Raw genomic sequence first — 26,653 nt, 5'->3', positions numbered from 1 at the left:
AGGACCGAAGCACCAGATCCCAGGAAGCTCCCCATGCTGAGAGCGCGCTGAGCATCATATCGGCCGGGTCGAAGCGGGAGCAACCAGAATGATCAGGGCGCGGCTTCGAAGTGGATCTCGCCGATCGAGGTCTGGAACTGGCCGCCGTTGTTGGCCAGGGCGGTGATCCAGACCAGGACGTAGCGGGCCGGTTGATCGGCCCGCACGGCGATATCGGTGTTGCCGTCGCCCAGGGTGGCCTGGCCGACGAGCTGGGTCTGGTCCAAGGTGGGCGCGGCGGTGGGCGAGGTGCGGACCTCGACCACCGTGCCGGGGGTCGGTGAGGTGATCGTGACCTTGGTCAGCTTGCTGGGGCTGCCCAGGGTCGACATGATCCCCACGCCCTTCTTGAGCGCGGGGAACTGCTGGAAGTACTGGTCGGTGCGCCAGACCGTGGCCGGATCGCCGTCCTTGACCGCGTTGATCGCGCTCGGGCCGTCGGGGGTCCCCTCGGGGGAGAACACCGAGACCGCGGTGACCGGGATCGGCGTGCCGCCCGGCACGGGCGCGGCGGCCGAGGGACCGGCCACCGGGTTCTGCGGCGCCACGTTGGCCGTGGTGAGGCCGAGTTTGCGCTGTTCGTCCAGCGGCGCGGTGGCGTTGTCGGGCGCGAAGATGCTCAACAGCCACCAGATGATGACGCCCACGACCAGGGCGGCGAGCACCCCGAGACCGACCAGCATCCACATCATGCGTTGCGAGCGTTCGCGTTCCGCCGCGAGCAGTTCCGGATCGGCGAGGGTCTCGTCCGGCGCGGACTGGGCCCGCTGGCCGAGCCGCAGCACCGGGATGAAATCGGTCTTCTGATCGACGACCGACGCCTGTTCCAGCACGTGCTGCACGGTCGCGGCGGTGCGGACGCCCTTGTCGGACTCGAGCGAGCGCACCGCGACCGCGGAGATCTCGAACGGGACCTCCGGACGGATCTGCCGCGGCTCGACCGGGGAGCCGTCCGGACCGAAATCGGCCGGACGCAGCCCGCCGACCGTGGCCGCGGAACCGGTCACGCCGCCCGCCCGGATCGGCCACTGCGCGGTGATCAGCGCGTACAGCATCGCGCCGAGGCCGCGCACATCCGATTGCGCGTCCGAATCGGACAGGGTGCCCGGGAAGGCGAGCACCGCGTCGCCGGAGGCGCTGATCCGGATCCGGTCGGGGTGGTCGATCGACAGCGAACCGCCGCCGCGATGGGCCAATTCGGCCGCCGCGGCCAGGGCCCGGATCGCGCGCGCCGCGCCGATCGGGGACGGCACGGTCTCGGCCATCTCGCGCAGCGAACGGCCCGGAGTCCACTCGGCCACCACGATGCCGCCGGAACTGCCGCGCACGACGTCGAGCACGCGTGCCAGACCGGGCGAGTTGATCCGGCCCAGGCGCAGGGTGCGCGACAGGATCGCTTGCGGCCCATCGTGTCCCGCGTTGTCGGTGGCCTTCTGATCGGCGTCGACGAAGGTCAGGGCGACCTCACGGTCGAGTTTCACGTCCAGCGCCTGCCAGAACTTCAGCCCGCGGGCGCCGCCGTGCCCGGCCAGCAGCCGATACCGCCCGCCCGCCACCGACGCGCCCGGAATCAGCTTGGGGCCGCGCGGGGTTCGCTTGATCGGCGGTTCGACCCGCATCGGCGGCATCTCCGGCGACGCGACCGGCAGCATGCCGGTGTCGTAGGTCTGATCGCGCGCCGGTCGGTCCGGTCCGGCGGGCGCGGCCGAATCGGCCCGCTCCGCCTGCTGATCGCCGTCGTCCCCCGGATCGCGCTCGGCCCCATCGGCCGGTTGCGCCTGTTCGGGCGGGACGTCGTCGGTGCGGACTGAACCCGCTGCCTGGCCGGCAGCGTCGGCGGCCGGGACGCCCCCCGCCGCGTCGTCGCTCACCTGAGTTCCTCCTTCGCCCTGGTTCATCGAAGTCCGATTCGGCGGCACGGCACCCGGTTCGTCACCGGTCCGGCCGAAGGTCGTCTCCGCGCTCCTACCAGTCTGGACATCCTCGCGAGAGCCGACACCGGTATTTGCATTTCTCTGCCGAACAGGGTACGGGAACTCGCCCGTACCGGGGCGGTCAACCGTACCGGGTCGGATGACCGGTAGGACCATGGTCTGTGCGTCCATGTACGGGTCGTACCGGTAGTAGTAGGGGGTGTCGAGCTCGGGCCGCGGCAGCACCATCGTGGCCTCGGCGTCGACACCGTGCTCGTCGTCCAGGCCGAGATCCGGTGCGGGCGGGGTGATTCCGAGCCGCCGCGAGATCGAGACGGTCAGGGCCACGACCTCCGGGATGCCCGCCAGGCGCATCAGGCCGAACGCGACGCCGAACAGCACGATCGCGTCGACGCCCACGCGGAAGATCGAACCCACGCTGCTGTGCAGCCGGGACAGCCCGAGGACCTGCTCGACGATCAGCGTGACCGCCGCGCCCGCGACCGAGGCCAGCACCACGCGCGTCACCGTGCGGCCGACATTGGCCATCCGCAGATCGCCGAGGCTGCGGTGCAGCAGCCAGCCGCCGATGATCGCGCCCGCCACGAAGCCGAGGCCGTTGGCCACGCCCAGCGCGATCACCACGTGGTCGTCGGAGACCAGCACGGGGGCCAGCGCCGAGAGCACGATCTTGACCGCGGTGATGCCGAGGATGATCCAGGTCGGCGTCCACGCCTGTTCGCGGGCGTAGAACACGCGCAGGTGGATCAGCACCAGCGCGTACGGGATCAGGGTGAAGGCCGACCAGCTGATCGCCTCGCCGAGCCGTCCGGCGTCGCCGTGGCCGAAGTTGCCGTACCCGTACAGGGCCGTGCCGATCTGCGGTCCGGCGACGGTCAGGAAGGTGACCACCGGGACGAACGCGATCATGGTGAGCCGGGTGGCGACGGAGAGATCGTCGACCACCGCGGGCGTGTCGTCGGCGGCGGCGTTGCGGCTGAGCCGGGGCATGATCGCGGTCAGCAGCGTCACGCCGAGCACGCCGTACGGCAATTGCAGCAGCAGCCAGGCGTTCTGGTAGATCGCCGGGCCCGCGACGTCCGCGTGCGAGGAGACCCGGGTGCCGAAGACGAAGCCCGCCTGGCTGATCGCGACGTAGAGGATGACCGCCGCGCCCATGCCGCCGAACTGCTTGAGCCGCTCGTCGACGCCCCACAGCGGGCGCAGGTCGATACCCGCGCGGCGGATGGCCGGGAGCAGGCTGAGGACCTGCACGAGCACGCCCAGCGTCACGCCGAGGCCGAGGATGAGCAGTTTCGGCTGGCCCATCCGGACCGGATCGAGGGAGATCTCCCCCGGGGTCAGCGCGTACAGGCCGAGGACGGCGAGCACCACGAGGTTGTTCAGCACGGGCGCCCACGCGCCCGGTTTGAAGATCTCGTGCGTGTTCAGGATCGCCATCAGCAGCGACGACATGCCGTAGAACAGGATCGCCGGGACCAGCAGGAAGGCCAGCGCGGTCGCGAGTCCGGTGCTCACCTTGCCGCCGTCGGACAGGAAGAGATAGCGGGTCATCAGCGGCGCGGCCGCGGTACACAGCAGCGCGGCCGCCGCCAGGATCGCGAAGGCCATGGTGACCAGTCGCCGGACGAAGGCCCGGCCCCCGTCGGGGTCCTCCTTCTCCGCCCGGACCAGGGTCGGGACGACGAAGGCGGTCAGCACCGCGCCGAGGACCAGCTGTTCGACCATGGTCGGGATCTGGCTGGCGACGGTGAACGCGCTCGCGATCGCCGGGCCCAGCACGGTCAGCAGCAGCAGCTGTTTCCCGAAGCCCGTCACCCGGCTCATCAGGGTCGCGATGGCGATCGATCCCGACGCGCTCAGCAGGCGCGAGTTCGCCGACTGCGGGGGCTCCTCGGGCCGGACCGCCACCTGCTGCGCGGTCCGCGCGGGTCGGTCGGGTGCCCGGTCCGGGGGCCGCGTCAACGGCCGCACCTCGGGTCGGGGTCGCCGCACCGGAACGCGCTGTTCCGGTCCGCTCGGCGGCCCGGCCGGGTATCCGGGCGGCGGCATCGGCCTGCGTCCGGCGGGAGCGCCACGCGGCGGCTGCCGACGACCGGGGCCGTCCTCGGGCACACCGCCCGGAGGCACCTGGCGCATCGGCCCACTCGGCGGTGCGATCCGACCGCGCGGCCCTCGAACGGGCGGCTGTTCGTCCTCGGGCATCCCGTTCGGCGGTCCCGGCCGGGGTCCGTGAATGGACGGCTGCCACCCCAGCTCGTCGGGTGACGTCTCGTTCCGGTGCCCGCGCCGGGCAGCGCCCGGTATCTCGACATCGGGCAGCGGCCGCCTGGGCGCGTCATCGGGCGGTACGGGACGTTCGGCCCCCCGGGGCACCGCGCCGGGCAGGGGGCGGCCGTCGGGCAGTGGCCGCCGGGGTGCCGCGCCGGGCGGCCCGGCCGTGGGCAGGTGCCGCGGGAGGTCGTTCGGCGGCCCCTGGCCCACAGGGGGTGCGGGGTTCGGCGCGGCCGGGGGGATTCGGCGCGGGAGGTCGTTCGGCGGGGTGTGGCCCGGTCGCCCGCCCTCGCCGCCGTTCACGGGCCGTCCGGGGGCGGGCCTTCGGTTCGGGTTCTCGCCGAACGCCTGCTCGGGCCTGGGGCGGAAGGTACCGGGCTGGTCGGAGGGGGTGGGCGCGCTGCCCGGCGGGGTCGACTCCTCGGGAGGCAGGCGCAGGGTGCCGCCGTCCGGGGGGAGGCGCAGGGTGCCGCTATCGGCCGGGCGTCGGGGGCTGCCCGGGGGCTGCCCCGGGCCGTCGGGCGGCGGGCCGTCGAGCGGGCCCCGCGCGGTGGGCTCGGGGGGCAGGCGGCGGGGCGGCGTCTTGGGGGTCGGCGGGAGGACCTGGGGAATGGCGTCGCCGGGCCAGGGTTCGGTGGCGCCGCCGGGGAGGCGGCGCAGCGGGGGGGCCGGTGGGCGCGGGCCGGGGGAAACCTGGGGCAGCGGGCCGTTGAGGGGCACCCGGGGCGGCGGCGCGGCCTCGTCGTCCGGGCGGTCGGGACGGCCGGGGCCGCGCTCCCAGGGCGCGGCGGGGGCGCGGCGCGGGGTGGGCCGGTCGTCGTCGGGACCGCCGGGGCGGGGTTCGTGATCGGTCATCGTGCCCCCCGCCTCGGATCCACCGGGAGGATCGCCGGGACCGTCGCCGCGGCCGCGCGCGGGCCGTGATCGCCGCTCATGGTTCCTCCTGTCGCTGCAGGACCCGTAGCCGCGCCCGCAGGTAGCGATTGACCCTGCGGCGCGTCCCGGGGTCCAACCCCTCGTCGGCCGGATCCGGCTGCCCCCGGAAGCGACGCCAGAGTCGGCGACCGGCGAGCAGGAGCAGCAGCGCTCCGGCACATGCGGTAATTATCGCCAACGCCTGACCGTAGGCGTTGGACCGCACCGAGACCGAGGTGGCGTTGCCGAGGGCGACGCCGTCGGCCGTGGTAAGGGAGATCGGAATGACCAGGTTGCGGCTGTCGGTGACCTCGGTCGGGATCTGGAACGACCGGGTCCCCTCGGCGGGCAGGATCTGTTCGCCGATATCGGTGATGTTCGTCTCGCTCGGCACGTCGATCCGGAACCGGATCCGGATCGCCACCGGCAGATCGTTGCGCGCGACCAATAGCAGCGGGCTCTTTTCCGACGCCAGCGTGTACACCCCGCCCGGCGGCAGCACCGTCACCTTGCCGAACAGCGTGTCGAGGGTCCGCGTGGTCTGCTCCAGCCGCCGCTGCGCGACCGCCTCCGCCTGCGAACCCGGATTGGTGCGATCGGACAGCGTCAGCACCCGCAGCAGATCGTCGCGCAGCGGCGTGAGATACGACCGCGGCGTCGGCTCCTGCTGCGGCACGTCGACCAGCGCCGTCATCAGATCACCGATCCGCTTGTCCTGCGTGCGAATCGGCTCCGCGAAGTGGTCCGGCACACCCACCTCGGCCGCGCTGGACAGGTAGTTCGCCTCGAACGGTCGCGGATCCGGTTGCGCCGCGAGCAGATCCGTGAACGACCGCGGCGTCGCCAACCCGTTGCGCACCAGCAGTTCGAGCTGACTCAGCAGCGCACTCGCCTCGTCGCGGTTCGCGCCCCACTTCTGCGGCGGCACCAGCAGCAGCGCGCGCGGACTCGCCTGCGGATTCAACGCCGCCCACGACACCGCGCCGAGCGCGTCCTGCAACCGGGCCGCGCGGGAGTCGTTGGCCACCTCGTAGCGCACCCGTTCGGGCGTGAACGCGGGCGTCGGCGGATTCGATCCGACCGCGGCCAGCGCCGTCGCCGACCAGATGTCGAAGGTGGCCGCCTTCAGCCCGGCCTCCGCGGGCGGCGGGGTGGTGGTCGTCGAGGGCGGGGTGAGCGCGGGCATCCGCACCATTTCCGGTGTGCCGCCGTCGTTCTCGCTCGCCACCGTGGCCGTGTTGCGCACGGTCCCCCCGTCCGCGCGGGCGATCCCGGTCGCGGTGCTGCGGGCGTCGGCGGTGGTGCTCACCGCGGAGTCGGCCAGCACGGCCGTGTGATAGCCGTGCCCGGCCAGCATCGTGCCCGCGTCGGGATCGATGGTCCCCGAATCCGGCAGCGCCACACCGCGTACCGATTTGACCGACAACAGCGAATCCACGATGTCGGCGGGCGCGGTCACCGCCCGATTGGTCAGATCCGGATCCCGGACCGTCGCCAGCGCCGTCAGATCGACCTGCGCGAACGGCAGCGCGACCGTGCACATCCCGGATGCCAACGCGCGCAACCGATCCAGCCACGCCTTGGCCGCGTGAGCCCCGGCCCCGTCCCGGGTCGCCCCGTACGGATCGGACGGACTGGCCAGCACCCGATAGCCCTCGGTCATCGCCGACACCGTGAGCAGCAGATCGGGATCGACGGCCAGGCACAGCGATCCGGCCAGACCCGGTCCGGTCCGTGCCGGATCCCGGCCGGTCTCCGGATGCAGCACCGCCTCCGGCGCCGCGAGCAGTTGATCGAGCCGACCGCCCGGGGCCAGCTCCCCGGCCAGTTCGTCGTCGGTCAGCAGCGCGTTGCCCGGCAGCGGTCCGGTCACCCCGGCGACGAGCCGGGGCCGATCGGCCAGCGGCCAGATCGTGGTGATCGCCACCGGCGCGTCGGTCGGGGCCGGAACGGGCGGCGCCGCATCGGTTTTCGCGTCGCCGCCGGACTGCGCGGGCAGCCCGAGCACCGGCAGCAGGAACCGCGCGTCGTCCAACCGCGCCTGACCGCCGTAGGTCGGCTCCCCGTTGACATTGAGCAGCAACGGATAGACCCCCGGCTCGGTGATGTCCAACGCGGAGGTCACCGGCGACCCGCCGCTCGTCTCCGGCGCCTCCGCCCGCAGCCCGACCCGCAGCGTGAACTGCTTGCGCTGTCCGGGCGTGAGCCGATCGGCGATGTCCTGGAACGGGCCCACCACGTCGTAGTTGACCTGATCCAGCCGCAGCGCCGAGCGCAGCCCGCTGCCCGCCGACACCGCCCCGGCGCGCTGGATCCGCACGCTCACGTCGTCCACCGGCCGGTCCCCGATATTGGTGACGGTTCCCGCGACGGTCAGCACCGCGTCGCTGGTGGTGGTCACCGTGTTCGGGCTCACCGAATCCAGGGTCAGCTTCAGGAACTTGGGTTCGGTGGCGCCGCTGGCGCCCGGCGGCTGCGCGGCCGCAGACCCGGCCGACGTCGGTCCGGCCGCACCGCACAGCACAGCCAGCGCCAACGCGACGAACATCGGCGCCCAGCGGCGCGGACGGCGCCCCGCATGCGTCATTGTCTGCCGTTCTCCATCCGGTCGATCAGGCGGTTCGCGACCTCCGCGAGGCGCCGTTCGTCGGCATAGGCCAAGCGCGAATCGAGTTCGCTCAGCGGCACCCAGGCCACCTTGGTGACCTCCACGTCCGCGTCGGAGAGCTCCCCGCCCAGCGAACGCATCAGATAGTGGTGCACGGTCTTGTGCACCCGGCGCCCATCGGTCACGAACCAGTAGTCGATGCTGCCGAGTTCGGCCACGACCGTGCCGTGGATCCCGGTCTCCTCGGCGACCTCGCGGACGGCCGTCTGCTCGGCCGTCTCGCCGTCCTCGATATGTCCCTTCGGCAACGACCACAGCAACCGGCCGCGCCGATCGGTGCGCCCGATGAGCGCGGCGCAGCGCGCCTCGCGCGGACCGTCCAGGCCGTCGACCACCAGGCCGCCCGCGGACGTCTCGCGCACGGTGCGCATGCGCGGTTTGCTCTTGTTCTTGGCGTTGTCCGCGGAACTCCCGGCCGAACCACGGCGCCGGGGCTGGCGGCGTCGACTGTTCGCGCGATCGGCCGGAGACACTGCGCAAGTGTATGTCTTGCCGCTCCCGCGTCGCTTACGCGCCGACTCCCCAACGGCGCGCCGGGGGTGCACCGGCCCACCAACTAAGCTGCCTCTCCGTGGTTTCGCCGAAGTCCGAGTCCGAGAACGATCGTCGTACCCGTCTGCTCGCCGCGGCGGCGATCACACTGGGCCGGCTGTCGGATGTGCTGACCCCGCTCGGGGAGCTGTTCGCCGCGCGCGGACACCATCTCTACCTGGTCGGCGGCAGTGTGCGCGACGCGGTGCTCGGGCGGTTGGGCTCCGATCTGGACTTCACCACCGACGCGCGTCCCGAACAGGTGCTGGAGCTGCTGCGCGGCTGGGCCGACAACATCTGGGACACCGGGGGTCTGGCCTTCGGCACGGTCAGCGCGGCCAAGGCGGGCTGGCAGCTCGAGCTGACGACCTTCCGCAGCGACAGCTACGACCGCGTCTCCCGAAATCCCGAGGTGACCTTCGGCGACAGCCTCGACGGCGATCTCGTCCGCCGCGATTTCACGGTCAACGCGATGGCCGTGCGGATCGGCGCGCTGGGCGAACTCGAGTTCGTCGACCCCCTCGACGGTATGACCGCCCTGCTCGACGGCGTCCTGGACACGCCCGCGGCGCCCGAGGACTCGTTCCACGACGATCCGCTGCGGATGCTGCGCGCGGCCCGGTTCGTCGCCCAGCTCGGTTTCGACGTGGCCCCCCGGGTGCGCACCGCGATCACCGCCATGGCCGGGGAGATCGACCGCATCACCGCCGAGCGGGTCCGCACCGAACTCGACAAGCTGATCGGCGGCGAACATCCGACCGAGGGCATCGACCTCATGTGCGAGACCGGACTGGCCGAGCGGGTGCTGCCCGAGGTGCCCGCCATGCAGCTCGAGATCGACGAGCACCACCAGCACAAGGACGTCTACCAGCATTCGCTGACCGTGCTGCGCCAGGCCATCGACCAGGAGGAGGGCGATCCGGATCTGGTGCTGCGCTGGGCGGCGCTGCTGCACGACATCGGCAAACCGCCCACCAAGCGCAACGAGCCCGGCGGCGGGGTGAGCTTCCACCACCACGAGGTGGTCGGCGCCAAGATGGTGCGAAAGCGCATGCGCGCCTTGAGATATCCCAAGCAGTTCACCGAGGACGTCGCCCGCCTGGTGTACCTGCACCTGCGCTTCCACGGCTACGGCAAGGGCCAGTGGACCGATTCGGCGGTGCGCCGCTACGTCACCGACGCGGGCGAGCTGCTCCCCCGCCTGCACAAACTGGTCCGCGCCGACTGCACCACCCGCAACAAGCGCCGCGCCGCGCAGCTGCAATCCACCTACGACGATCTCGAGGCCCGCATCGAGCGCCTGCGCGAACAGGAGGACCTCGCCCGCGTCCGCCCGGACCTGGACGGCAACGCGATCATGGAACTGCTCGGCATCGAACCCGGCCCCCAAGTCGGCCGCGCGTGGCGCTTCCTCAAGGAACTGCGGCTCGATCGCGGCCCATTGTCCCGCGACGAGGCCGAGGCGGCGCTGCTGGACTGGTGGCAGCGGGGCGCGCCCTGATCAGAACACGATCAGCGTGGTCCCCGCGACGATCGCCGCGCGCATCTGCGCGAGATCGAACGAACCGGTGACCTCCGGCAGTTCGATCCGGAACCGGACCCGATCCTCGTGCCGATCCGCGCGCACTATCCGCAGCGCGCGGGGCAGTTCGGTCAACGCGATCGGCGCGGGCCGAATCCAGCGGCGCGGCACCGGAATTCCCGCCCAGGTCGCCCGGTGCACGGCGATGGTGACGACATTGTCGGCGACCACCGCGTCCACCACGGCCCGCAGCGGGCGGCGGCGGTGCCGGGCGGTGATCAACCCGTCCGCGCCGACCCCGAGCTCCCAGTCCGGCTGCCAGGCGTTGAGCCAGCCGGTGACGGCCGCGGTGGTCACGGTCCCGGTGAGGTCGAGCGTGGCGGTGCGGACCTTGGTGGGCACCCCCGGGACCAACCGCACGCCGTGCGCGACGACCGTCATCTCCTCGATGGGATGCCCGTTCCACACCAGCCCGGTCAGCACCGTCTTGGTCTGGAAGTGCGCTCCTCGCCGCCGCACCTTCAGCGTCTCGAGGGTGGCGGTCATCTCGTGCCCGAGCAGCGTCGCGCTGACCTCCCGCCCGCCGAACTGACTGAGCAGCCCCTCGCTGAGCAGCGTCATCAGCACATCCGGCAGCAGCGCGGTGACCGTGCCCGCGCCCAGATCCGCGACGGGGTCCAACCAGGCGAACCACGACTTCGGGTCGAAATAGGTGGCCATGATTGATTCGAGCGTACTGGCCGCGCCGGACCGCCCGGTCGGGGCGGGGATGATTCACGTGAAACGGCACGGAACCGCCCGGCGCGCGACCGCGTCGAATCGGTATGACCGACATCGAGTACGTCTTCGGCACCGGCGACGGGTCCACGCACGGCTGGACCTCCCCGGCGGATCTGGACCTGTCCGGCGACGGCGAATCCGATGCCGTCGCACTCGATTTCGACGGCGACGGCTACGCCGACGACGCCCTGTGGGACCGCGACGGGGACGGCGTGGCCGATTTCGCCCTGCTCGACCTGGACGACGACGGCGTGCTCGACCACTACTTCACCGACCCGGACGACGACGGCACCTGGGTCGGTCAGGTGTGGCCGCTCATCCAGTGACCCCGGCGGGCCGTGACCGCGATCGCCGACATGCCCAGCCCGTACACCGCCACGCCCGCGAGCACCACCCCGTAGGAGCGCCCGTCGGCGGGGATCACCAGCGCGGTCACCGCGATCGCCAGCACGAAGGCGATGTTGAAGACCGTGTCCTGCAACGCGAACACCTGCCCGCGCCGCGCGTCGTCGACATCGATCTGCATGGTCGCGTCCCCGGTCAGCTTGATGGTCTGCCCGGCGAGCCCCAGCAGGAACGCCCCGGCCAGCAACAGCTGATGCGCCCGCCCGGCGGCCGCCCCGTCCGCGACCGTGATCGGCGTGACCAGCGTCAGCTGCACCACGGCCGCGGTCAGCAACCCGAGCACCACCGTGCGCGGCCGCCCCAGCCGCGGGATGACCAGCGGCGCGAGCACGGCCGCGGCGAGCATCCCGGACGCCACCGCGGTGATCGCCACCCCGAAGCCGACCAGGCCGCTGCTCAGCGACACCCCCGCGGTGCGCCGCAGCACCAGCACCATCAGCAAGGTGTTGGCGCCGAACACGATTCGATGCGTCCCGATGCCGATCATCGCCGTCGTGCACTCGGGCGAGGCCCACACCGCCCGCGCCCCGGTGCGCAGCCCGGTCAGCACGGCCCGCACCGAACCGCGCGCGTCCGCCTCGCCCGGTTCGGGCCCGAGCCGACGCGCGGCGAATCCGGCGGCGGCCAGCGCCCCCACCACCGATCCGGCCGCGCTCACCGCGACCGCCGCCGCCGAGGCGAGATCACCGGCCCCGATCGCCCCGATGATTCCCACCGACACCGCCGCGCCGAGCCCCGCGCACCCCGACGCCGCGGTCGCGAGCACCGAGTTCATCGGCACCAGCCAGCGCTGTTCCAGCACCCGCGGCAGCGCCGCCGAGACCCCGGCCAGCACGAACCGGCTGATCCCGACCACCGCCAGCGCCAACAGCAGCAGCGGCGTCTCCGCGATCCCGCCCAGCAGCCCCGCCGCGGCGATCAGGATCAGCACCGCCCGCAGCGCGTTGGCCACCAGCAGCACGGTCCGCCGATCCCACCGATCCAGCAGCGCACCGGCATACGGGCCGATCACCGAATACGGCATCAGCAGCACCGTGAAACCGCCCGCGACGGCCAGCGGATCGGTCGCCCGCTCCGGATTGAACAGGATGGCCCCCGACAGCGCGGCCTGGAACATGCCGTCGCCGAACTGCCCCGCGAACCGCACCAACGCCAGCCGGGCCACGCCGGGACCGCGCAACGCGGCCACCGCGACGCGCCGCCGATCGCTCACCGGGAATGCTCCGATTTCGCCGCCACCAGGGCGGCGACGGTCTCGCGCATATCGGCGACCATGGGCAACTCGGCCAGACCCGCGGCATCGATCCAGCGGAACTCGTCGTGTTCGCCCGGCGCCAGCGTGACCTCGCCCGGTTCCGCCTCGACCACGAAGGTGTACTTGCGCACCCGCGCCTTGGTGCGGGTGGCGTAGTCGAAGTCGCCGACGACGTCCACGATGCGGCGCAGCCGCAAACCGGTCTCCTCGAACAACTCTCGCGCCACACAGTCCGCGAACGACTCCCCCGGCTCCACCCCGCCGCCGGGCAGCTCGTACATCCCGCCCTGCCAGTCCTCCGCGACACGCCGTACGACCAGCAGTTTCCCATTCCGGAACAGGGCCACGCCGACGACGAAGTGCTCGATCCCGTCCGCGCTCGCCCGCCGCCGGAGGGTGCGCTCGATACCCGCGAGCACTTCGGGTCGCATCAGCGGTTCACCTCCGGTTCCGGTTGCGGCCCATCATGATACGGACGTCGCCCGCGCGGGGCGCGCGTCGCCGGAGCGCGGAACCGGTACGCCGGGACGCGGGAGGTTTGCCCGTGCGCCCGCACCGCACCCCCTCGGCGGCGAGCGGCCCCGCGATCACCGCGCCCCTGGCCAGGAACCCGCCACGCTAGAATTTACTGGGAGTTCAGGTTCCGGTGCGCGGGCGCTCCTACCCTGACCGATGATCGGTGCTCGGCCCGAGAGGAGGACCACGGTGTCCATACTCACGACACCACACATCGACGTCCACCGCGGCGGCGACCGGATGAAAACCCGTGTGGCGTGGCTGGATTCGAAGCATTCGTTCTCCTTCGGCGAGCACTACGACCCCGACAACACCCACCACGGCCTGCTGCTGGTCAACAACGAGGACATCGTGGCCGCCGGGCAGGGCTTCGACACCCACCCCCATCGCGATATGGAGATCGTGACCTGGGTGTTGAGCGGCGCACTGGTGCACCAGGACTCGCTCGGGCACAACGGCATCATCTATCCGGGTCTGGCGCAGCGGATGAGCGCCGGGACCGGCATCCTGCACTCGGAGAAGAACGACTCCGCCGAACGCGTCGACCCCGTGCACTTCGTGCAGATGTGGGTGGTCCCCGACGAACCGGGCCTGTCCCCCGGCTATCAGCAGCTGGAGATAGACGACGAACTCGCCGCGGGCGGCCTGGTGACGGTGGCGTCGGGCCTGCCGCGCTACCGCGACCGCACGGCCATCGCCATCAACAGCAGTCATTCGGCGCTGCACGTGGCGCGGCTGTCCGGCGAGCCCGGCCGCGCGGTCGAACTGCCCGAGGCGCTGTATCTGCATCTGTTCGTCGCCCGCGGCGAGATCGAGATGGAGGGCGTCGGAACCCTGTACGAGGGCGACGCGGTGCGCCTGACCCGCAGCGGCGGCCAGCGGATCGTTGCGAATCTGCCGTCGGAAATTCTCGTGTGGGAGATGCACGCGCGGCTCGGCGCGCAATAACATTTCGAACGCATCGAACCCGGGCAAATCACCCGGGCCTACGAGAGGACAGCCATGACGGAGAATCCGCCTCCGGGCCAGTATCCCCCGCCCGGACAGAATCCCCCGCCCGGCCAGTACCCCCCGCCCCCGCCGGGTTCGTATCCGCCCCCGCCCGGCCAGCCGTACTGGCAGGAGGGCAGGCAGGGCAAGGGCCTGGCGATCGCCGCGCTGGTGCTGGGAATCCTTGCGCTGCTGAGCTTCTGGACCATCTTCGGCGGCATCCTCTTCGGCCTGGTCGGCCTGGTGTTCGGCATCATCGCCATCGTCAAGGCGCGGCGCGGCACCGCCGGGGGTCGCGGCATGGCCATCGCCGGTTTGATCCTGAGCCTGCTGGGTCTGATCGCGGCGATCGTGATCACCGCCATCGGCGTGAACATCTTCGTCAACAACGGCGGCAAGGACTTCGTCGACTGCGTCAACAAGGCGGGCGGCGACCAGTCCAAGATCGACCAGTGCCAACGGGATTGGAACCAGACGCTGGAGAACAAGTACAGCATCACCATCAGCCCGCGTCCCACGTCCTGACGCGCGGTGAGCGTAGGGGTGCCGGGGCGGACTCAGCCGCCCCGGCACCCCAATGTCACGCTCACCACCTCCGCGAAGCCCGGGCGGCGCGGCCCGTCCGGTGCGTCGATCCACACCCGGTACCCACTGCGCTCGTCCGCGGGTGAGGGCAGCACGATCCGCGTCCCCGGCACCCCGAGGGCGGCCCCGAGATGTACCAGCCCGGCGGTCACGCCCAGATCGTGTCCCGTCTCGTCGACATGGTCGGTCAGGAAGGTCCAGCGTCCCGAGCGGGGGTGGCCGATGATCGGTCCGGCCGTGGGGATCCGATCCCGCACCCGGTGGCCGAGGACCGCGGGCATGGTCACCACGCCGACGGCCCCCACCTCCAAGGTGATTCGGCCCAGCGCGGATTCGACCCGGCCGTGCAGGTCGTGATCGGCGCGGTAGCGGCGGCAACGCTCGAGGGCCTCCGCGACGGTGGCGTTCGGCGGCGGCCCCAGCATGTTCACGGCGAACCTCGTCGGTAGTGGGACGGGGTGGAGCGGTGTCGGAGGCGACGCTAGCGCCGAAAAGCGCTCCTGACAATTGTCACACGCCGGGGAGTTCGGCGGCGTAGCATCGGCCTGCATGGCACCCCTCTCGCCAACGGTCGCCCGGTGGGAATTGGTTCTGCGCCTGCGGGAATGGCGCGAGAAGCGGGGTTTCGACTCGGCCACCTTCGCCCGGCGGGTGGGCTTCACCCCGGCCAACTGGTCGCACGTCGAGAAGGGCCGCCGGGTGCTCACCGGCAATACCATCGGCCCGGTGCTGGATCTGCTCGAGGTGCCCGAACCCGATCGCGAACAGCTGCTGGCCCTGCTCGCGGCGAGCAAGACCCGCGGCTGGTGGAGCGGTTCCGCGGCGCTGCTCGGCCCGGAGCCGCTGCGCTACTACGGAATGGAGTACGGGGCCGCGCGGGTGCGCGGCTACGACAGCCTCGTCGTACCGGCCCTGTTGCAGACCGAGTCCTACGCCCGCGCGCTCATCGCCGCCGACGTCACCACCCGTCCCGTACAGGGGGAACAGCTGGTCGCGATCCGGCTGCGCCGAGCCGAGCGGTTGCGCGACGCGGACCCGATCCGGCTGACGGCCGTCCTCGGCGAGGCCGCGCTGGTGCAGCAGGTCGGCGCCCCGGAGATCCTGCGCGCCCAGCTGTCCTACCTGGTCGAGTCGCTCACCGAACTCGACACCGTCGAGGTGCGGGTGCTGCCGTTCGACGCGCCCGCCGGGGCCGCGCTCGGCGGTGCGAGCTTCCAGCTGCTCGATTTCACCGCGGCCCTGCCGACCTTCGCCTGGATCGAGAACGCGGTGCTGCGCGGCGGCGTCGACAATCCCGATCAGGTCCGCGAGCTGGCGTTCGCGTACGAGCGGGCGCTGGACCGAGCGCTCGGGCCCGCCGACAGCGCGGCGCTGATCCGCCGGTACGCCCGCGGCTGACCCGCGATCCGTCGCCGCCGAGCGGATTCTCGGCATACTGGAGACCGTGACTTCCGATGTGACGACTCCTTCCGGCCTGGATCTGAGCCACCTCGACGCCGATGTGCGGGTGCAGGACGATCTGTTCGCCCACGTCAACGGCAAATGGCTGGACCGTTACGAGATACCGGCCGACCGCGCGGTCGACGGCGCCTTCCGGAAGCTGTACGACCAGGCCGAACGCGACGTCCAGACGATCATCCAGCGGGCCGCGGCCGCCGACGCCGCCCCCGGCAGCGAGGAACGCAAGATCGGCGACCTCTACACCAGCTTCATGGCCGAGGACGTGGTCGAGGCGGCGGGTCTCGCGCCGATCGCCGACGAGCTGGCCGCCGTGGCCGCGGTCGCCGACCACGGCGAGTTCGCGAGCCTGCTGGGCCGCCTCCAGCGCACCGGCGTGGGCGGCGCGGTCGGCTGCTACGTCGACACCGACGACAAGAACTCGCAGCGCTACCTGGTCAACGCCACCCAGTCCGGTCTCGGCCTGCCCGACGAATCCTATTATCGCGGCGACGATTACGCGGAGATCCGCACGAAGTACGTCGAGCACATCGGCCGCATGTTCCACCTCGCGGGCCTCGAGTACGACCCGCGGCGGGTGTTCGACCTGGAAACGAAACTCGCGGCCGGACATTGGGATGTGGTGCGCCGCCGCGACGCCGAATTGAGCTACAACCTCACCACTTTCGCCGATCTCACCGCCGAGAATCCGGAGTTCGACTGGGCGGCATGGACTTCCGCGCTGGCCGCGGGGGTCGGCCCGTCCGGGCCGGAGCTGTTCGCCGAGGTGATCGTGCGCCAGCCCGACTATCTGCGCACCTTCGCCCGGCTGTGGGCGTCCGAGCCGCTCGAGGACTGGCGCGCGTGGGCGAGCTGGCGGATATTGCGTTCGCGCGCACCGTATCTCACCGCGGCCGTGGTGGCGGAGAACTTCGACTTCTACGGCCGCACCCTCACCGGCGCCCAGGAGAACCGGGAACGCTGGAAGCGCGGCGTCTCGCTGGTGCAGGACCTGCTGGGCGAGGCGGTCGGCAAACTCTATGTGGCCGAACACTTCCCGCCCGCGGCCAAGGAGCGGATGCGGGAGCTGGTGGCCAACCTCATCGAGGCGTACCGCCGCAACATCAGCGATCTGGACTGGATGAGCCCGGCCACCCGCGCGGCCGCGCTGGCCAAACTCGAGAAGTTCACCCCCAAGATCGGCTACCCGGACCGCTGGCGCGACTACTCCGCGGTCGAGATCGCCCCGGACGATCTGGTCGGCAACTACCGCCGCGGCTACGCCGCCGACCACGACCGCGATCTGGCGAAACTCGGCGGCCCGGTGGATCGCGACGAGTGGTTCATGACCCCGCAGACGGTCAACGCCTACTACAACCCGGGCATGAACGAGATCGTCTTCCCGGCCGCGATCCTGCAGCCGCCGTTTTTCGACATGGCCGCCGACGACGCCGCCAACTACGGCGGCATCGGCGCGGTCATCGGACACGAGATCGGGCACGGCTTCGACGATCAGGGCGCCAAGTACGACGGCGACGGCAACATGATCGACTGGTGGACCGATTCCGATCGCGCCGAATTCGGCAAGCGCACCAAGGCGCTGATCGAGCAGTATAACCAGTTCTCGCCCAAGGATCTGCCCGACAACCACACGGTCAACGGCGAATTCACGATCGGCGAGAACATCGGCGACCTCGGCGGCCTGTCGATCGCCGTGCAGGCGTACCAGATCTCCCTCGACGGCGCCGAGCCCCCGGTCCTCGACGGACTCACCGGTCTGCAACGCGTCTTCTTCGGCTGGGCCCAGGTGTGGCGCACGAAGGCCCGCACCGAGGAGGCCATCCGACGCCTCGCCATCGATCCGCACTCCCCGCCGGAGTTCCGGTGCAACGGCGTCGTGCGCAACCTCGACACCTTCCACGAGGCGTTCGGCCTCGAGCCGGGCGACGCCCTGTATCTGGATCCGGCGGAGCGGGTGCGGATCTGGTGAGCTAGCGCAACCGTTCCTCGGTGTCGGCGTCGAAGAGGTACACCTCGTCCGGTTTGGGCGCGAGCCACAGCCGGTCGCCGAGCCCGACCCGGAACCGCCGATCCACCCGGGCGACGACCCGCCCGGAGCGGCTGGACCAGTCGGCGCCGACACCGTGGGCGTAGACGAAGGATTCCGAGCCGAGTTCCTCGAGCAGCTCCACCTCCGCGGCCAGCGCGTTACCGGCGTCGGTGGTGGTCTCCCAGGACTCGGGCCGGATTCCCACGATGATCCGCTCGCGTCCGGAGAGGCCGCGCGGCAAGGGAATTCGCAGTCCGTCGAGCACGGCGTCCCCGTCGCGCACCGGCGCGGTGCACAGATTCATCGCCGGGGAGCCGATGAATCCGGCGACGAAGACGTTGACCGGATCCTCGTAGAGTTCCCGGGGCCCGGCGACCTGCTGCAACCGCCCCTCGCGCAGCACCGCGACCCGATCGCCCATCGTCATCGCCTCCACCTGATCGTGGGTGACGTAGACGGTGGTCGTGCCCAATCGCCGTTGCAGCGCGGCGATCTGGGCGCGGGTGCTGACCCGCAGCTTGGCGTCCAAATTGGACAGCGGCTCGTCCATGCAGAACACCCGCGGCCGCCGCACGATCGCACGGCCCATGGCGACCCGTTGCCGTTGTCCGCCCGACAGTTTCGCCGGTTTGCGGTCCAGCAGCGGTTCCAGTTCCAGCATCCGCGCGGCCTCGAGCACGCGGGACGCGGTGTCCGCCTTGCTCATTCCCGCGTTGCGCAGGGCGAAGCCCATGTTCTGCGCCACCGTCATATTCGGATACAGCGCGTAGCTCTGGAACACCATCGCCACGTCCCGGGCGCGCGGCGGCAGTCCGGTCACATCCCGGTCGCCGATCAGGATGCGGCCGCTCGCAACGCCTTCCAGCCCGGCGAGCATTCGCAGGCTGGTGGACTTGCCGCAACCCGACGGGCCGACCAGGACCAGGAACTCCCCGTCGGCGATCGCGAGATCCAGGGTGTCGACGGCGAGTTCCGGCGCACCGGGGTACCGGTGCGACACGCCGTCGAAATGCACTGTCGCCATGGCTACTTCGGCAGCTTCGGCGCGATCTGCCGGTCGTAGATCGCCTGGAGTTGGGTGCTCACGTCGGCGAAGACCGCGGCCACATCCTTGTTCTGCAACCCGATCTGCTCGAGTCCGGTGCCGATGATCTGATCGCCGCCGGGCAGGAAGACGCGGGCGTAGTCCTGCGACTTCGTCAGCGGCAGTTGATCGAAGGCGGTCTTCGAGTTCGGGTTCTTCGCCAGGAAGTCCTGCTCCCCCGGATCCCCGACCGCCGATTTGCGCACCGGGATGTAGCCGGTGGCCTGGGTGAAGTACGAGGTGTTGGCGGCGTTGGTGGCGAACTCGACGAACTTCAGCGCGTTGACCTTGCGCTGATCGGAGATGCGCGCCGGAATCGCCAGTCCCGCACCGCCGGTCGTGCAGCCGGGGCCGTGCGGATGCGGCAGGAACGCGGTCCCGAATTCCAGTTTGCCGGTGGCGTTCTGCTTGATGCCCTTCAGATCACCGGTGGAGGCGATGCCCGAGGCGACCACGCCGGTGCCGAAGTCGACCGCGATCTGCGGCCGGATGCTCGCGTACTTCTTCACATTGATCGACTCGCGCAGGTAGGTGCCCGCGGCGATGGTGGCCGGATCGGTGAACCGCAGCTTCCACTGATCCGAGTACGCCCCGCCGAAGGTCCAGTTCGGGCCCTGGAACGTCCACGCCAGATAGTTCTTCGCGTCGCCCCAGCCGTGCGCCCACTTGCCCTCGCCGACCACGCTCTGGATCTTCGGGCCCCACTCGTCGAACTCCTGCCAGCTCTCCGGGCCCCGGTCGGGCAGTCCGGCCTTCGCCCAGACGTCCTTGTTGTAGTAGAACAGCGGCGTCGAGCGCGAATACGGCAGCGCCCACGTCTTGCCGTCGAACTTGTAGTCGGCGACGAAGGTGTCGACGTAGTCCTCCACCTTCACCCCCGCGGCCGAGAAGTGGCCGTCCAGCGGTTCGATCGATCCGTTGAGCGCGTAGTTGAACCACCAGACATCCGACAGCACAACGACATCCGGCAGTTCGCCGCCGGACAGCGCCGCGTTGAACTTCTGCGACACCTCCTCGTAGTTCTTGCCCGCGTCCACGAGGGTCACCTTCAGGTCCGGATGCTGGGCCTGGAAGCGGTTGATGATCTCGAGTTCCTGGTCCTTGGAGGTGCCGGGGTGGTTGGACCAGAAGGTGAGGGTGCCGGAATCGCCGGATCGCTGGTCGCCGCCGCCCGTTCCGGCGCAGGCGCTCGCCGCCAGACCGGTCGCGACGGCGGCCGAGGCGCCGAGAAACCCACGTCGCGACAGCGCCGGGAATCGAACATCGGACACAGGAATCTCCTTGTGGGGGTTAACCTTTGACCGCACCCGAGGTGAGGCCCTTGATCATGTGGCGCTGCAGGATCAGGAAGACGATCAGGATCGGCAGCATGGTGAGCAGGGTTCCGGCCATCACCGGCCCCCAGTTGGTGACGCTGGGATTCTCCGTGTTCTGCAACAGGGTCAGGCCCACCGGCAGCGGGGCCACCCGCGCGTCGTCGGCCATCAGGAACGGCCACAGGTACTCGTTCCACTCGTTGACCAGCGTGACGACGGCGAAGGCGACCATGGTCGGCCCGGACATCGGCAGCACCACCCGGGTCAGCAGCCGCCACCAGTTCGCGCCGTCCATCCGCGCCGCCTCGATCACCTCGACCGGCAGCGACAGGAAGTGGTTGCGCATGAGGAAGGTGCCGAAGGCGACCCCGCACAGCGGAACGATGATGCCCTGGAAGGTGTTTCGCCAGCCCAGCTGCGCGACCAGCGCGTAGTTGGAGATGACCGTGATCTGGTTCGGCACCATGAGCGCCGCGATGATCACCACGAACACCAGCGTCTTGCCCGGGAAGCGCAGGAACACCAGCCCGTACGCGCTGAACACGCCCAGCACGAACTTCACCGCCGCCACCACGGCGGTGATGATCAGCGAATTGCGCAGGAACCGCGCGAACGGCAGCGCGGTGGTGGCCTCCCGGTAGTTCTCCGGATGCCAGCTGTGCGGCCAGTACACCGCGGGCTGGGTGTAGATCTCGGGCCGAGCCTTCAGCGAGGTGATCACGATCCAGAACAGCGGGACGCCCACGATGATCAGCACGCACACCATGGCGGCGTAACCCAGTGCGGTCGCGGCGATCCGGCGGCGGCGGTGGTTCATCGGTCGCCCCGATCCATGACGCGGACCTGCACCAGCGTCACGATCAGCAGCACCACGAACATGATGGTGGCCACCGTCGCGCCGTAGCCCGCGCGGAAGTTGCGGAAGGATTCCAGATAGACCTGGTAGACCATGGTCGTGGTGCCGGTGCCCAGCGGCCCGCCCCGGGTCATCACATTGATGATGTCGAAGACCTGCAACGAGTTGAGCAGGACGGTGATCGACAGGAAGAACGTCGTCGGCCGCAGCTGCGGCAGCAGCACCCGGGTGAAGGTGGTCCACCGGCTCGCGCCGTCGATCTCCGCCGCCTCCGCCAGATCCCGGCGCGCGCCCTGGAGGGCGGCCAGATAGATGACGAAGGTGTAGCCGAGGTTCTTCCAGATGTAGGTGACCGTCACCATGAGCAGCGCCCAGTGCGGATCCTGGTAGAAGTCGGGCGCGCTCCCGAGCCCCGCCCGGTGCAGCAGATCCCGCACCAGCCCGAAGCTGGGATCGAAGACGAACTGGAAGGCGACCCCGATCGCCGCCCCGGAGATCACGAACGGCGCGAAGACGGCCGAGCGAACCACGTTGCGCCCGAACAGCTTCCGATCCAGCAGCAGCGCCAGCGCCAGGCCGAGCGCCATACTGCCGGCCACCGCCGCGATCGTGAACACGACGGTGTTGCCGACGATCTGCCACGAATCGCCCCGGCCCCACCACTCCCGGTAGTTGGCGAACCCGATGTAGTGCGCCACCGGATCGGAGATGTTCCAGTCGGTGAACGACAACCGGATGTCATCGAGCAGCGGCCGATACGTGAATACGCCCAGCAGCACCAGATTCGGGCCCACCAACGCCGTGAACAGCGCGTAGTCCCCCCACGACCGACCGCGCCACCCCCGCCCCGCGGGCCGGGGCAGCACTCGTTCGGGCCGGGATCGCACCGCGGCAGCTTCCCGCCCTCGGGCAAAACCCCGGTTAACCCGGGATGCCTACCCGCTGAACTGTCCGTGTGTCTTTGCCGGGCAACGAAAAGGCCGCGCCCGCAACTGCGGACGCGGCCTACGTATCGGGTCGATCAGTTCCAGTCGCCCATGCCGTCGCTGGTGCTGAACTCGCCCTTGGAGTTCTCCACGACGACCGGGTCGCCCTTCTGCGAGTTCTCGAAGAACCACTTGGCGTCGTCGGGGCTGACGTTCAGGCAGCCGTGGCTGGTGTCCGAATTGCCCTGGGCCGCAACGGACCACGGGGCGGAGTGGACGAAGATGCCGCTGTTGGACAGCCGGGTGGCGTACTCGACCTCGAGCTTGTAACCCTCCGGATCGGTGGTCGGGACCCCGTAGGTGGAGGAGTCCATGATCATCTTCCGGTTCTTCTCGCCGACGTAGTAGGTGCCGTTCGGCGTCTCGTGCTTGGCCTTGCCCATCGAGGTGGGCATGGTCTTGATGACCTCGCCGTTGCGGGTGATGGTCACCGTGTGGGTGGCGTCGTCGGCGGTGGCGACGACCGCGTCGCCGACCTTGTAGGCCACGTGCGTGCCCCCGGCCTCGACGGTGATGTCGGAGTTGGCGGGCCACAGCTCCTCCGGCCGCCAGCGCACCTGCTTGTCGCCGCGCCAGTAGAAGTGGCCGGAGGTGGCGTTGCTGGAGGTGATCCGGATGGCCTTCTCGGCCGTCTCGTGATCGGTGACCGGATCCTTGAAGTTGATGATGATCGGCTGGGCCACGCCGACCACCTCGCCGTCCCCGGGGCTGATGCTCGGGGCCGCGAAGTTGGCCTGCGGCAACGGCGGCGGGTTCTTGACCGGGGCCGCGCCCGGTTCGGGCTGGGGCGGCTGCACGACGGCCGGGGCGCCCGGCACATCGGGACCGCCCGGCCACAGCGGGGCGGCCGACGCGGGGGCGACGGCGATCGTAGCGGCGGTGGCCACCGCCAGAGAAGTCACCGCGAGGGATAGGCCGGCGATCCGCGAAGCGCGGCTCGTCGAGTCCCGTCCGGTTTTCCGACAGGGGGTGGTGCGCACAGCCGTTTCGTCCTCTCCATCCTTTGTCGCACGCAGGCGGCGTACGGGAAGGTCTTGCGCGGTGGTATCAGCGCCGGGCGGTATATCGCCCCGGACCCGGAATCCATTACTACATCTCCGGGAAGCCGCAGCCAATTGTCTTCTGCGAGTTATGAAGACCGACCTCCCGGTGTGCGATGCGTCACCGCCGCGACGCGCGCAGCGGGAGATATCGCGAAAGTGCCGTTCGCGTCGGCGAGTCGGTCTCATCTGCGCCACCGGTCCGGACGAACCGCGGCAATGCGACGTGAAACCTCATTGTGAGGCAAATCACTCGCTACCGGATATCGAAGGTGATCCCGGCCCGCGGACCGGTCGCGATGTTGTGCGGCACCGACAGCGGAATTCGGCCGTGCGCGTAGCGCGGCGACAGCGCCAACTCCACCCGGCTCAGCACGGTGCCCAGCGTGATCCGCAACTCGTAGTCGGCCAGCGGTGCGCCCACGCAGCGCCGGGATCCGCCGCCGTAGGGCGCGAATTCGAAGGGTCCGTACCGGCGTTCGAGGAAGCGCTCGGGCATGAAGCGGTCCGGCTCGGACCAGACCTCGGGATCGGAGTGCAGCAGCGGCGTCGCCAGGCCCATGGTGTCGCCCGCGGCCAACTCGACCCCGAGCAGTTCGAACGGTTCGGTCAACCGGCGCAGCACGATCGGCACCGGCGGATGCAGCCGCAGGGTCTCCTGGCACACCGCCTCCAGGTACGGCAGCCGGGCCAGCTCGCGGGGGTCGGGATCCGGTCCCGCCGTGGCCAGTTCGGCGCGCAGCCGCCGCAGCGTCTCCGGCTGGCGGTGCAGCCGGTACAGCGCCCACACCAGCGTCGTCGCGGTGGTCTCGTGCCCGGCCACCAGCAGGGTCCGAAGTTGTTCGCGCAGTTCGGTATCCGTCATCGCGGTGCCGTCGTCGTAGCGGGCCCGCAGCAGCGTGCCGAGCAGGTCCTCGCCCGCGGCGCCGCTCGCCCGCCGCGCGGCGATATCGGCGGTGACGAGTTCGTCGAGCCGATCCCTGGTGCGCAGGAACCGATCCCAGGGCGCGTGGCCGAAGGCGCTGTGCCGCAACGCCGGAACGAGCATGAGCGGTCCGCCGAAGGCGCTCAGGAAATCCACCACGGCCGTGGTGTAGGCGGCGCGCCGCCGCTCGTCCTCGATGCCGAACACCGCGCGCAGGATCACCCGCAACGTGATGGCCCGGGCCGCCAGCCGCGCGTCGATCCGCGTGCCGGGGCGCCACGCCGGTCCCGCGCCGCCGCCGTCGAGTTCGATGATCACCGAATCGCGAATCGTGTTCGCGTACCGTCGAATTCGTTCGCCGTGGAATCCGGGCGTCAGCAGGGCGCGATCGCGCTGATGCCGAGGCCCGTGCGCGAGGATGACCGAGGCCGTTCCGATGAGCGGTTCGATGGGATTGGGATCGGGCGGCCGAATCGCGTGCGCGGGCGCGCGGAACAATTCCTTTGCCCCCGAACGTGTTCCGGTGAACAACGCGGTGCCGAATGCGGGAAAACGGACGAGGAACGGATCGCCGTCGCGGGCGCGCCGCCATCGGAAATAGCGATCGAAGTCGATTCCGGCCCACAGCGCGTGCGCCAGCACCGCCCGCGGCAGTCGCGGGCGCGCCCGCGTGGTCGTGCCGCCCATATCCGAGGATACGAGACAGCCGACCGGTGGGTTCGACCCCCTATTCCGGGAGCCGGGACACCGCCGCCCGCGCCTGCGCGCCCAGCCGGGCCAGGCGGCCGTCGCCGATCGTGTTCAGCGAGTTGCCCAGCCGGTTGGTCACGAAGGCCACCGACATGCCCAGGTCGGGATCCGCGTACGCGCCCGAGCCGCCGACCCCGTAGTGCCCGAAGCCGTGCCGGATCGGGCGGCGGGAGGCGATCGGCGGGCGGTGGTAGCCGAGGGTGAAACCCAGCGGGAAGCCCAGCACGTAGTCCCGGCCGCGGCTCTGCACCCGGCTGATCCGGTCGATCGTCTCCGGCCGCAGCAGTTGCACGTCGTCGACGCGGCCCCCGTTGGCCAGCGCGCCGTACATCCGGGCCAGCGCCCGCGCGGCGAACACGCCGTTGAAGCCGGGCATCACCGCGTCGTAGACGCGCGGATCGTTCACCAGCACATCGAAACCCAGCGGCATCCCGGCCTCGGCGATCCCGCCCAGGCGACGGCTGCGCGCGAGCACGGCGGAGGCGGTGTCCCAGCGCAGCACCGGCACATGCAGTTTCGGGAAGCTGCGGGCGATGCGATGACGCTGCTCCGGCGGCACCCGGAACCACAGTTCCTCGACGCCGAGCGGTTCGGCGACCTCGCGGCGCAGCACCTCGGTGAAGCCCTCGCCGGTCACCCGCTGCACGATCTCGGCGACCAGCCACCCGAAGGTGACCGCGTGATATCCCGACGACCGCAGCCGCCGCGGATCCGGTTCGGCGTCGGCCAGCGCGCGGACCATGGCGTCGTAGTCGAGGATGCCGTCCGGGGTGGCGGCGAGCCCGCGGACCCGGTGCAGTCCGGCCCGGTGCGCCAGCACGTCGCGGACGGTGATCGCGCCCTTGCCGCGCGCCGCGAACTCCGGCCAGTAGGTCGCCACCGGCGCGTCGTAGTCGATCAGCCCCCGTTCGGCGATCCGGTGCAGCACGGTCGCCGCCACGCCCTTACCGGTGGAGAAGCTCAGCGCGACGGTGTCGGCCCGCCAGCGCCGATCGGGCGCCGCCCAGCCCGCCCAGATGTCGACCACCGGGCGGCCGTGCAGATAGACGGCCAGCGCCCCGCCGCCGCGCGCGGGCCGGGCGAACATGCGGAAGAAGCGATGCGCCAGCGAGACGAAACGCGGGTCGATGACCATCTGCGCGTCGTCGTCCGGTACGGAGAACGACTCGGCCGCAACCATGTTCCCACCTCCTCGGGTCCACCTGCCCCGAGTGGACCCTGGCCGATCCGGTCGCGCACGTCGGGGCGAGGCTCAGGGTAACGCGGTCGCCGCGCCGCGCCAGAGGCCCATCGGCGTCGCCAGACACGAGGCGCCGCTGCGCGAATCCCACGCGAAGGCCGCCACGCCCAGGCACGCCGCGGTCCGGTCGGCCGAGATCACCTGTGCGCGTGACCCTTCCAGCGCGATGCTCACGCCGACCCGCCCGGACTCGTCGAGCGCGGTGTAGGCCAGCGCGTCGGGACCCACGCCGATCGCCACGGGCAGCCCGGCGGCCGCCTCGCTGGCCCCCGCTCCGCCGATCGCACCGAGCGCCAGGGCCAGCGCGCCCGCGCCGGTTCCGGCCCGGCCCACCCCGTCCACGCTCACCGCGCGGGCGTGGCCGTCGTCGGGTCCCCCGCTCCGGCAGGCGGTGCCGACGGCGGGATCGGGACCGCCCCCCGGATCGCAGCGCAGACCGGTCGCCGACGCGGTCCCGGCGATCGTCAGACAGGTGCCCACCGCGGCGGCCGAGCAGAGAATCGCCCTGATCATCATCGTGATCCACTCCTTCCGGCGGGCCTGCCTCACCATACC

21 protein-coding genes are annotated in these 26,653 nt (G+C 70.9%); 6 read left to right on the top strand and 15 right to left on the bottom strand.

All coding sequences use genetic code 11. The features are described from left to right. Positions 1-92 precede the first annotated feature (92 nt). The 3 genes from murJ to ACFYTQ_RS08845 all read right to left on the bottom strand — a co-directional run bounded on the left by murJ (position 93) and on the right by ACFYTQ_RS08845 (position 8,303). Positions 93-4,025: a murein biosynthesis integral membrane protein MurJ gene (murJ, locus tag ACFYTQ_RS08855; RefSeq protein ID WP_387359181.1), complete on the bottom strand. Its 3,933-nt coding sequence runs from the start codon at positions 4,023-4,025 to the stop codon at positions 93-95. Positions 4,026-5,178: 1,153 nt separating this feature from the next. Next, positions 5,179-7,749, bottom strand: coding sequence for a DUF6049 family protein (locus ACFYTQ_RS08850; RefSeq protein ID WP_387358439.1), 2,571 nt, complete (start codon positions 7,747-7,749; stop codon positions 5,179-5,181). Beyond that, the gene (locus tag ACFYTQ_RS08845) at positions 7,746-8,303 is read right to left on the bottom strand and encodes an NUDIX hydrolase (RefSeq protein WP_387358437.1); all 558 of its coding nucleotides are present in this window, start codon (positions 8,301-8,303) and stop codon (positions 7,746-7,748) included. Before ACFYTQ_RS08845 ends, ACFYTQ_RS08850 begins: the two co-directional genes overlap by 4 nt. A gap of 143 nt (positions 8,304-8,446) precedes the next feature. Between ACFYTQ_RS08845 and ACFYTQ_RS08840 the strand changes: the two genes are divergently transcribed. Then, the gene (locus ACFYTQ_RS08840) at positions 8,447-9,862 is read left to right on the top strand and encodes a CCA tRNA nucleotidyltransferase (protein ID WP_387359179.1); all 1,416 of its coding nucleotides are present in this window, start codon (positions 8,447-8,449) and stop codon (positions 9,860-9,862) included. On the opposite strand, the gene ACFYTQ_RS08835 is transcribed toward ACFYTQ_RS08840, so the two are convergent. Further along, positions 9,863-10,603: a hypothetical protein gene (locus ACFYTQ_RS08835; RefSeq protein WP_387358435.1), complete on the bottom strand. Its 741-nt coding sequence runs from the start codon at positions 10,601-10,603 to the stop codon at positions 9,863-9,865. A gap of 104 nt (positions 10,604-10,707) precedes the next feature. On the opposite strand from ACFYTQ_RS08835, the gene ACFYTQ_RS08830 reads away from it, so the two are divergent. After that, positions 10,708-10,989, top strand: coding sequence for a hypothetical protein (locus ACFYTQ_RS08830; protein WP_387358433.1), 282 nt, complete (start codon positions 10,708-10,710; stop codon positions 10,987-10,989). Here ACFYTQ_RS08830 and ACFYTQ_RS08825 read toward each other — a convergent pair. Both ACFYTQ_RS08825 and ACFYTQ_RS08820 read right to left on the bottom strand, forming a co-directional pair. Next, positions 10,965-12,281 carry an MFS transporter gene (locus tag ACFYTQ_RS08825; RefSeq protein WP_387358431.1) on the bottom strand — a complete coding sequence of 439 codons (1,317 nt, stop codon included), beginning with the start codon at positions 12,279-12,281 and terminating at the stop codon, positions 10,965-10,967. The genes ACFYTQ_RS08830 and ACFYTQ_RS08825 overlap by 25 nt on opposite strands. Then, the gene (locus tag ACFYTQ_RS08820) at positions 12,278-12,754 is read right to left on the bottom strand and encodes an NUDIX hydrolase (RefSeq protein WP_387358429.1); all 477 of its coding nucleotides are present in this window, start codon (positions 12,752-12,754) and stop codon (positions 12,278-12,280) included. The genes ACFYTQ_RS08825 and ACFYTQ_RS08820 overlap by 4 nt, the downstream gene beginning before the upstream one ends. Before the next feature lie 274 nt (positions 12,755-13,028). Between ACFYTQ_RS08820 and ACFYTQ_RS08815 the strand changes: the two genes are divergently transcribed. Both ACFYTQ_RS08815 and ACFYTQ_RS08810 read left to right on the top strand, forming a co-directional pair. Beyond that, positions 13,029-13,787, top strand: coding sequence for a pirin family protein (locus ACFYTQ_RS08815; RefSeq protein ID WP_387358427.1), 759 nt, complete (start codon positions 13,029-13,031; stop codon positions 13,785-13,787). 54 nt (positions 13,788-13,841) lie between these two features. Further along, positions 13,842-14,354: a DUF4190 domain-containing protein gene (locus tag ACFYTQ_RS08810; RefSeq protein WP_387358425.1), complete on the top strand. Its 513-nt coding sequence runs from the start codon at positions 13,842-13,844 to the stop codon at positions 14,352-14,354. Positions 14,355-14,386: 32 nt separating this feature from the next. On the opposite strand, the gene ACFYTQ_RS08805 is transcribed toward ACFYTQ_RS08810, so the two are convergent. After that, complete coding sequence (locus tag ACFYTQ_RS08805) at positions 14,387-14,839, bottom strand: hypothetical protein (protein ID WP_387359177.1); 453 nt, start codon at positions 14,837-14,839, stop codon at positions 14,387-14,389. Between the two features lie 124 nt (positions 14,840-14,963). On the opposite strand from ACFYTQ_RS08805, the gene ACFYTQ_RS08800 reads away from it, so the two are divergent. Both ACFYTQ_RS08800 and ACFYTQ_RS08795 read left to right on the top strand, forming a co-directional pair. Next, positions 14,964-15,812: a Scr1 family TA system antitoxin-like transcriptional regulator gene (locus tag ACFYTQ_RS08800; RefSeq protein WP_387358423.1), complete on the top strand. Its 849-nt coding sequence runs from the start codon at positions 14,964-14,966 to the stop codon at positions 15,810-15,812. Positions 15,813-15,858: 46 nt separating this feature from the next. After that, positions 15,859-17,841 (top strand): M13 family metallopeptidase, encoded by a 1,983-nt coding sequence (locus ACFYTQ_RS08795; RefSeq protein WP_387358421.1) that lies wholly within the window; start codon positions 15,859-15,861, stop codon positions 17,839-17,841. Between the two features lies 1 nt (position 17,842). Here ACFYTQ_RS08795 and ACFYTQ_RS08790 read toward each other — a convergent pair whose 3' ends face one another. From ACFYTQ_RS08790 to ACFYTQ_RS08755, 8 genes are all read right to left on the bottom strand, one after another. Then, a complete protein-coding gene (locus tag ACFYTQ_RS08790; protein WP_387358419.1) occupies positions 17,843-18,925 on the bottom strand; it encodes an ABC transporter ATP-binding protein in 1,083 nt (360 codons plus the stop codon). 2 nt (positions 18,926-18,927) lie between these two features. After that, positions 18,928-20,256 (bottom strand): ABC transporter substrate-binding protein, encoded by a 1,329-nt coding sequence (locus tag ACFYTQ_RS08785; protein WP_387358417.1) that lies wholly within the window; start codon positions 20,254-20,256, stop codon positions 18,928-18,930. 19 nt (positions 20,257-20,275) lie between these two features. Next, entirely contained in the window at positions 20,276-21,118 is an 843-nt protein-coding gene (locus tag ACFYTQ_RS08780) for a carbohydrate ABC transporter permease (RefSeq protein ID WP_387358415.1), read from the bottom strand. Continuing rightward, complete coding sequence (locus ACFYTQ_RS08775; protein WP_387358413.1) at positions 21,115-22,044, bottom strand: carbohydrate ABC transporter permease; 930 nt, start codon at positions 22,042-22,044, stop codon at positions 21,115-21,117. Before ACFYTQ_RS08775 ends, ACFYTQ_RS08780 begins: the two co-directional genes overlap by 4 nt. Before the next feature lie 134 nt (positions 22,045-22,178). After that, positions 22,179-23,045 (bottom strand): L,D-transpeptidase, encoded by an 867-nt coding sequence (locus ACFYTQ_RS08770; protein ID WP_387358411.1) that lies wholly within the window; start codon positions 23,043-23,045, stop codon positions 22,179-22,181. A gap of 394 nt (positions 23,046-23,439) precedes the next feature. Further along, positions 23,440-24,795: a cytochrome P450 gene (locus ACFYTQ_RS08765; RefSeq protein ID WP_387358409.1), complete on the bottom strand. Its 1,356-nt coding sequence runs from the start codon at positions 24,793-24,795 to the stop codon at positions 23,440-23,442. A 40-nt stretch (positions 24,796-24,835) separates the two neighbouring features. Beyond that, a complete protein-coding gene (locus tag ACFYTQ_RS08760) occupies positions 24,836-26,038 on the bottom strand; it encodes a serine hydrolase domain-containing protein (RefSeq protein WP_387358407.1) in 1,203 nt (400 codons plus the stop codon). A 72-nt stretch (positions 26,039-26,110) separates the two neighbouring features. Beyond that, a complete protein-coding gene (locus tag ACFYTQ_RS08755) occupies positions 26,111-26,614 on the bottom strand; it encodes a DUF6764 family protein (RefSeq protein WP_387358405.1) in 504 nt (167 codons plus the stop codon). Positions 26,615-26,653: the final 39 nt, after the last annotated feature.

This window comes from Nocardia sp. NPDC004068, from assembly GCF_042874315.1.
Taxonomy (GTDB): Bacteria; Actinomycetota; Actinomycetes; order Mycobacteriales; family Mycobacteriaceae; genus Nocardia.
This window is presented reverse-complemented; position numbering and strand designations above follow the sequence as displayed.

What these genes read in the sequence shown, in the direction of transcription:
- ACFYTQ_RS08755 (WP_387358405.1), bottom strand. Translation starts at nt 26,614, where the DNA reads ATGATGATCAGGGCGATTCTCTGCTCGGCCGCCGCGGTGGGCACCTGT.
- ACFYTQ_RS08820 (WP_387358429.1), bottom strand. Translation starts at nt 12,754, where the DNA reads ATGCGACCCGAAGTGCTCGCGGGTATCGAGCGCACCCTCCGGCGGCGG.
- ACFYTQ_RS08805 (WP_387359177.1), bottom strand. Translation starts at nt 14,839, where the DNA reads ATGCTGGGGCCGCCGCCGAACGCCACCGTCGCGGAGGCCCTCGAGCGT.
- ACFYTQ_RS08780 (WP_387358415.1), bottom strand. Translation starts at nt 21,118, where the DNA reads ATGAACCACCGCCGCCGCCGGATCGCCGCGACCGCACTGGGTTACGCC.
- ACFYTQ_RS08800 (WP_387358423.1), top strand. Translation starts at nt 14,964, where the DNA reads ATGGCACCCCTCTCGCCAACGGTCGCCCGGTGGGAATTGGTTCTGCGC.
- murJ (WP_387359181.1), bottom strand. Translation starts at nt 4,025, where the DNA reads ATGCCGCCGCCCGGATACCCGGCCGGGCCGCCGAGCGGACCGGAACAG.
- ACFYTQ_RS08790 (WP_387358419.1), bottom strand. Translation starts at nt 18,925, where the DNA reads ATGGCGACAGTGCATTTCGACGGCGTGTCGCACCGGTACCCCGGTGCG.
- ACFYTQ_RS08765 (WP_387358409.1), bottom strand. Translation starts at nt 24,795, where the DNA reads ATGGGCGGCACGACCACGCGGGCGCGCCCGCGACTGCCGCGGGCGGTG.
- ACFYTQ_RS08835 (WP_387358435.1), bottom strand. Translation starts at nt 10,603, where the DNA reads ATGGCCACCTATTTCGACCCGAAGTCGTGGTTCGCCTGGTTGGACCCC.
- ACFYTQ_RS08850 (WP_387358439.1), bottom strand. Translation starts at nt 7,749, where the DNA reads ATGACGCATGCGGGGCGCCGTCCGCGCCGCTGGGCGCCGATGTTCGTC.
- ACFYTQ_RS08810 (WP_387358425.1), top strand. Translation starts at nt 13,842, where the DNA reads ATGACGGAGAATCCGCCTCCGGGCCAGTATCCCCCGCCCGGACAGAAT.
- ACFYTQ_RS08830 (WP_387358433.1), top strand. Translation starts at nt 10,708, where the DNA reads ATGACCGACATCGAGTACGTCTTCGGCACCGGCGACGGGTCCACGCAC.
- ACFYTQ_RS08760 (WP_387358407.1), bottom strand. Translation starts at nt 26,038, where the DNA reads ATGGTTGCGGCCGAGTCGTTCTCCGTACCGGACGACGACGCGCAGATG.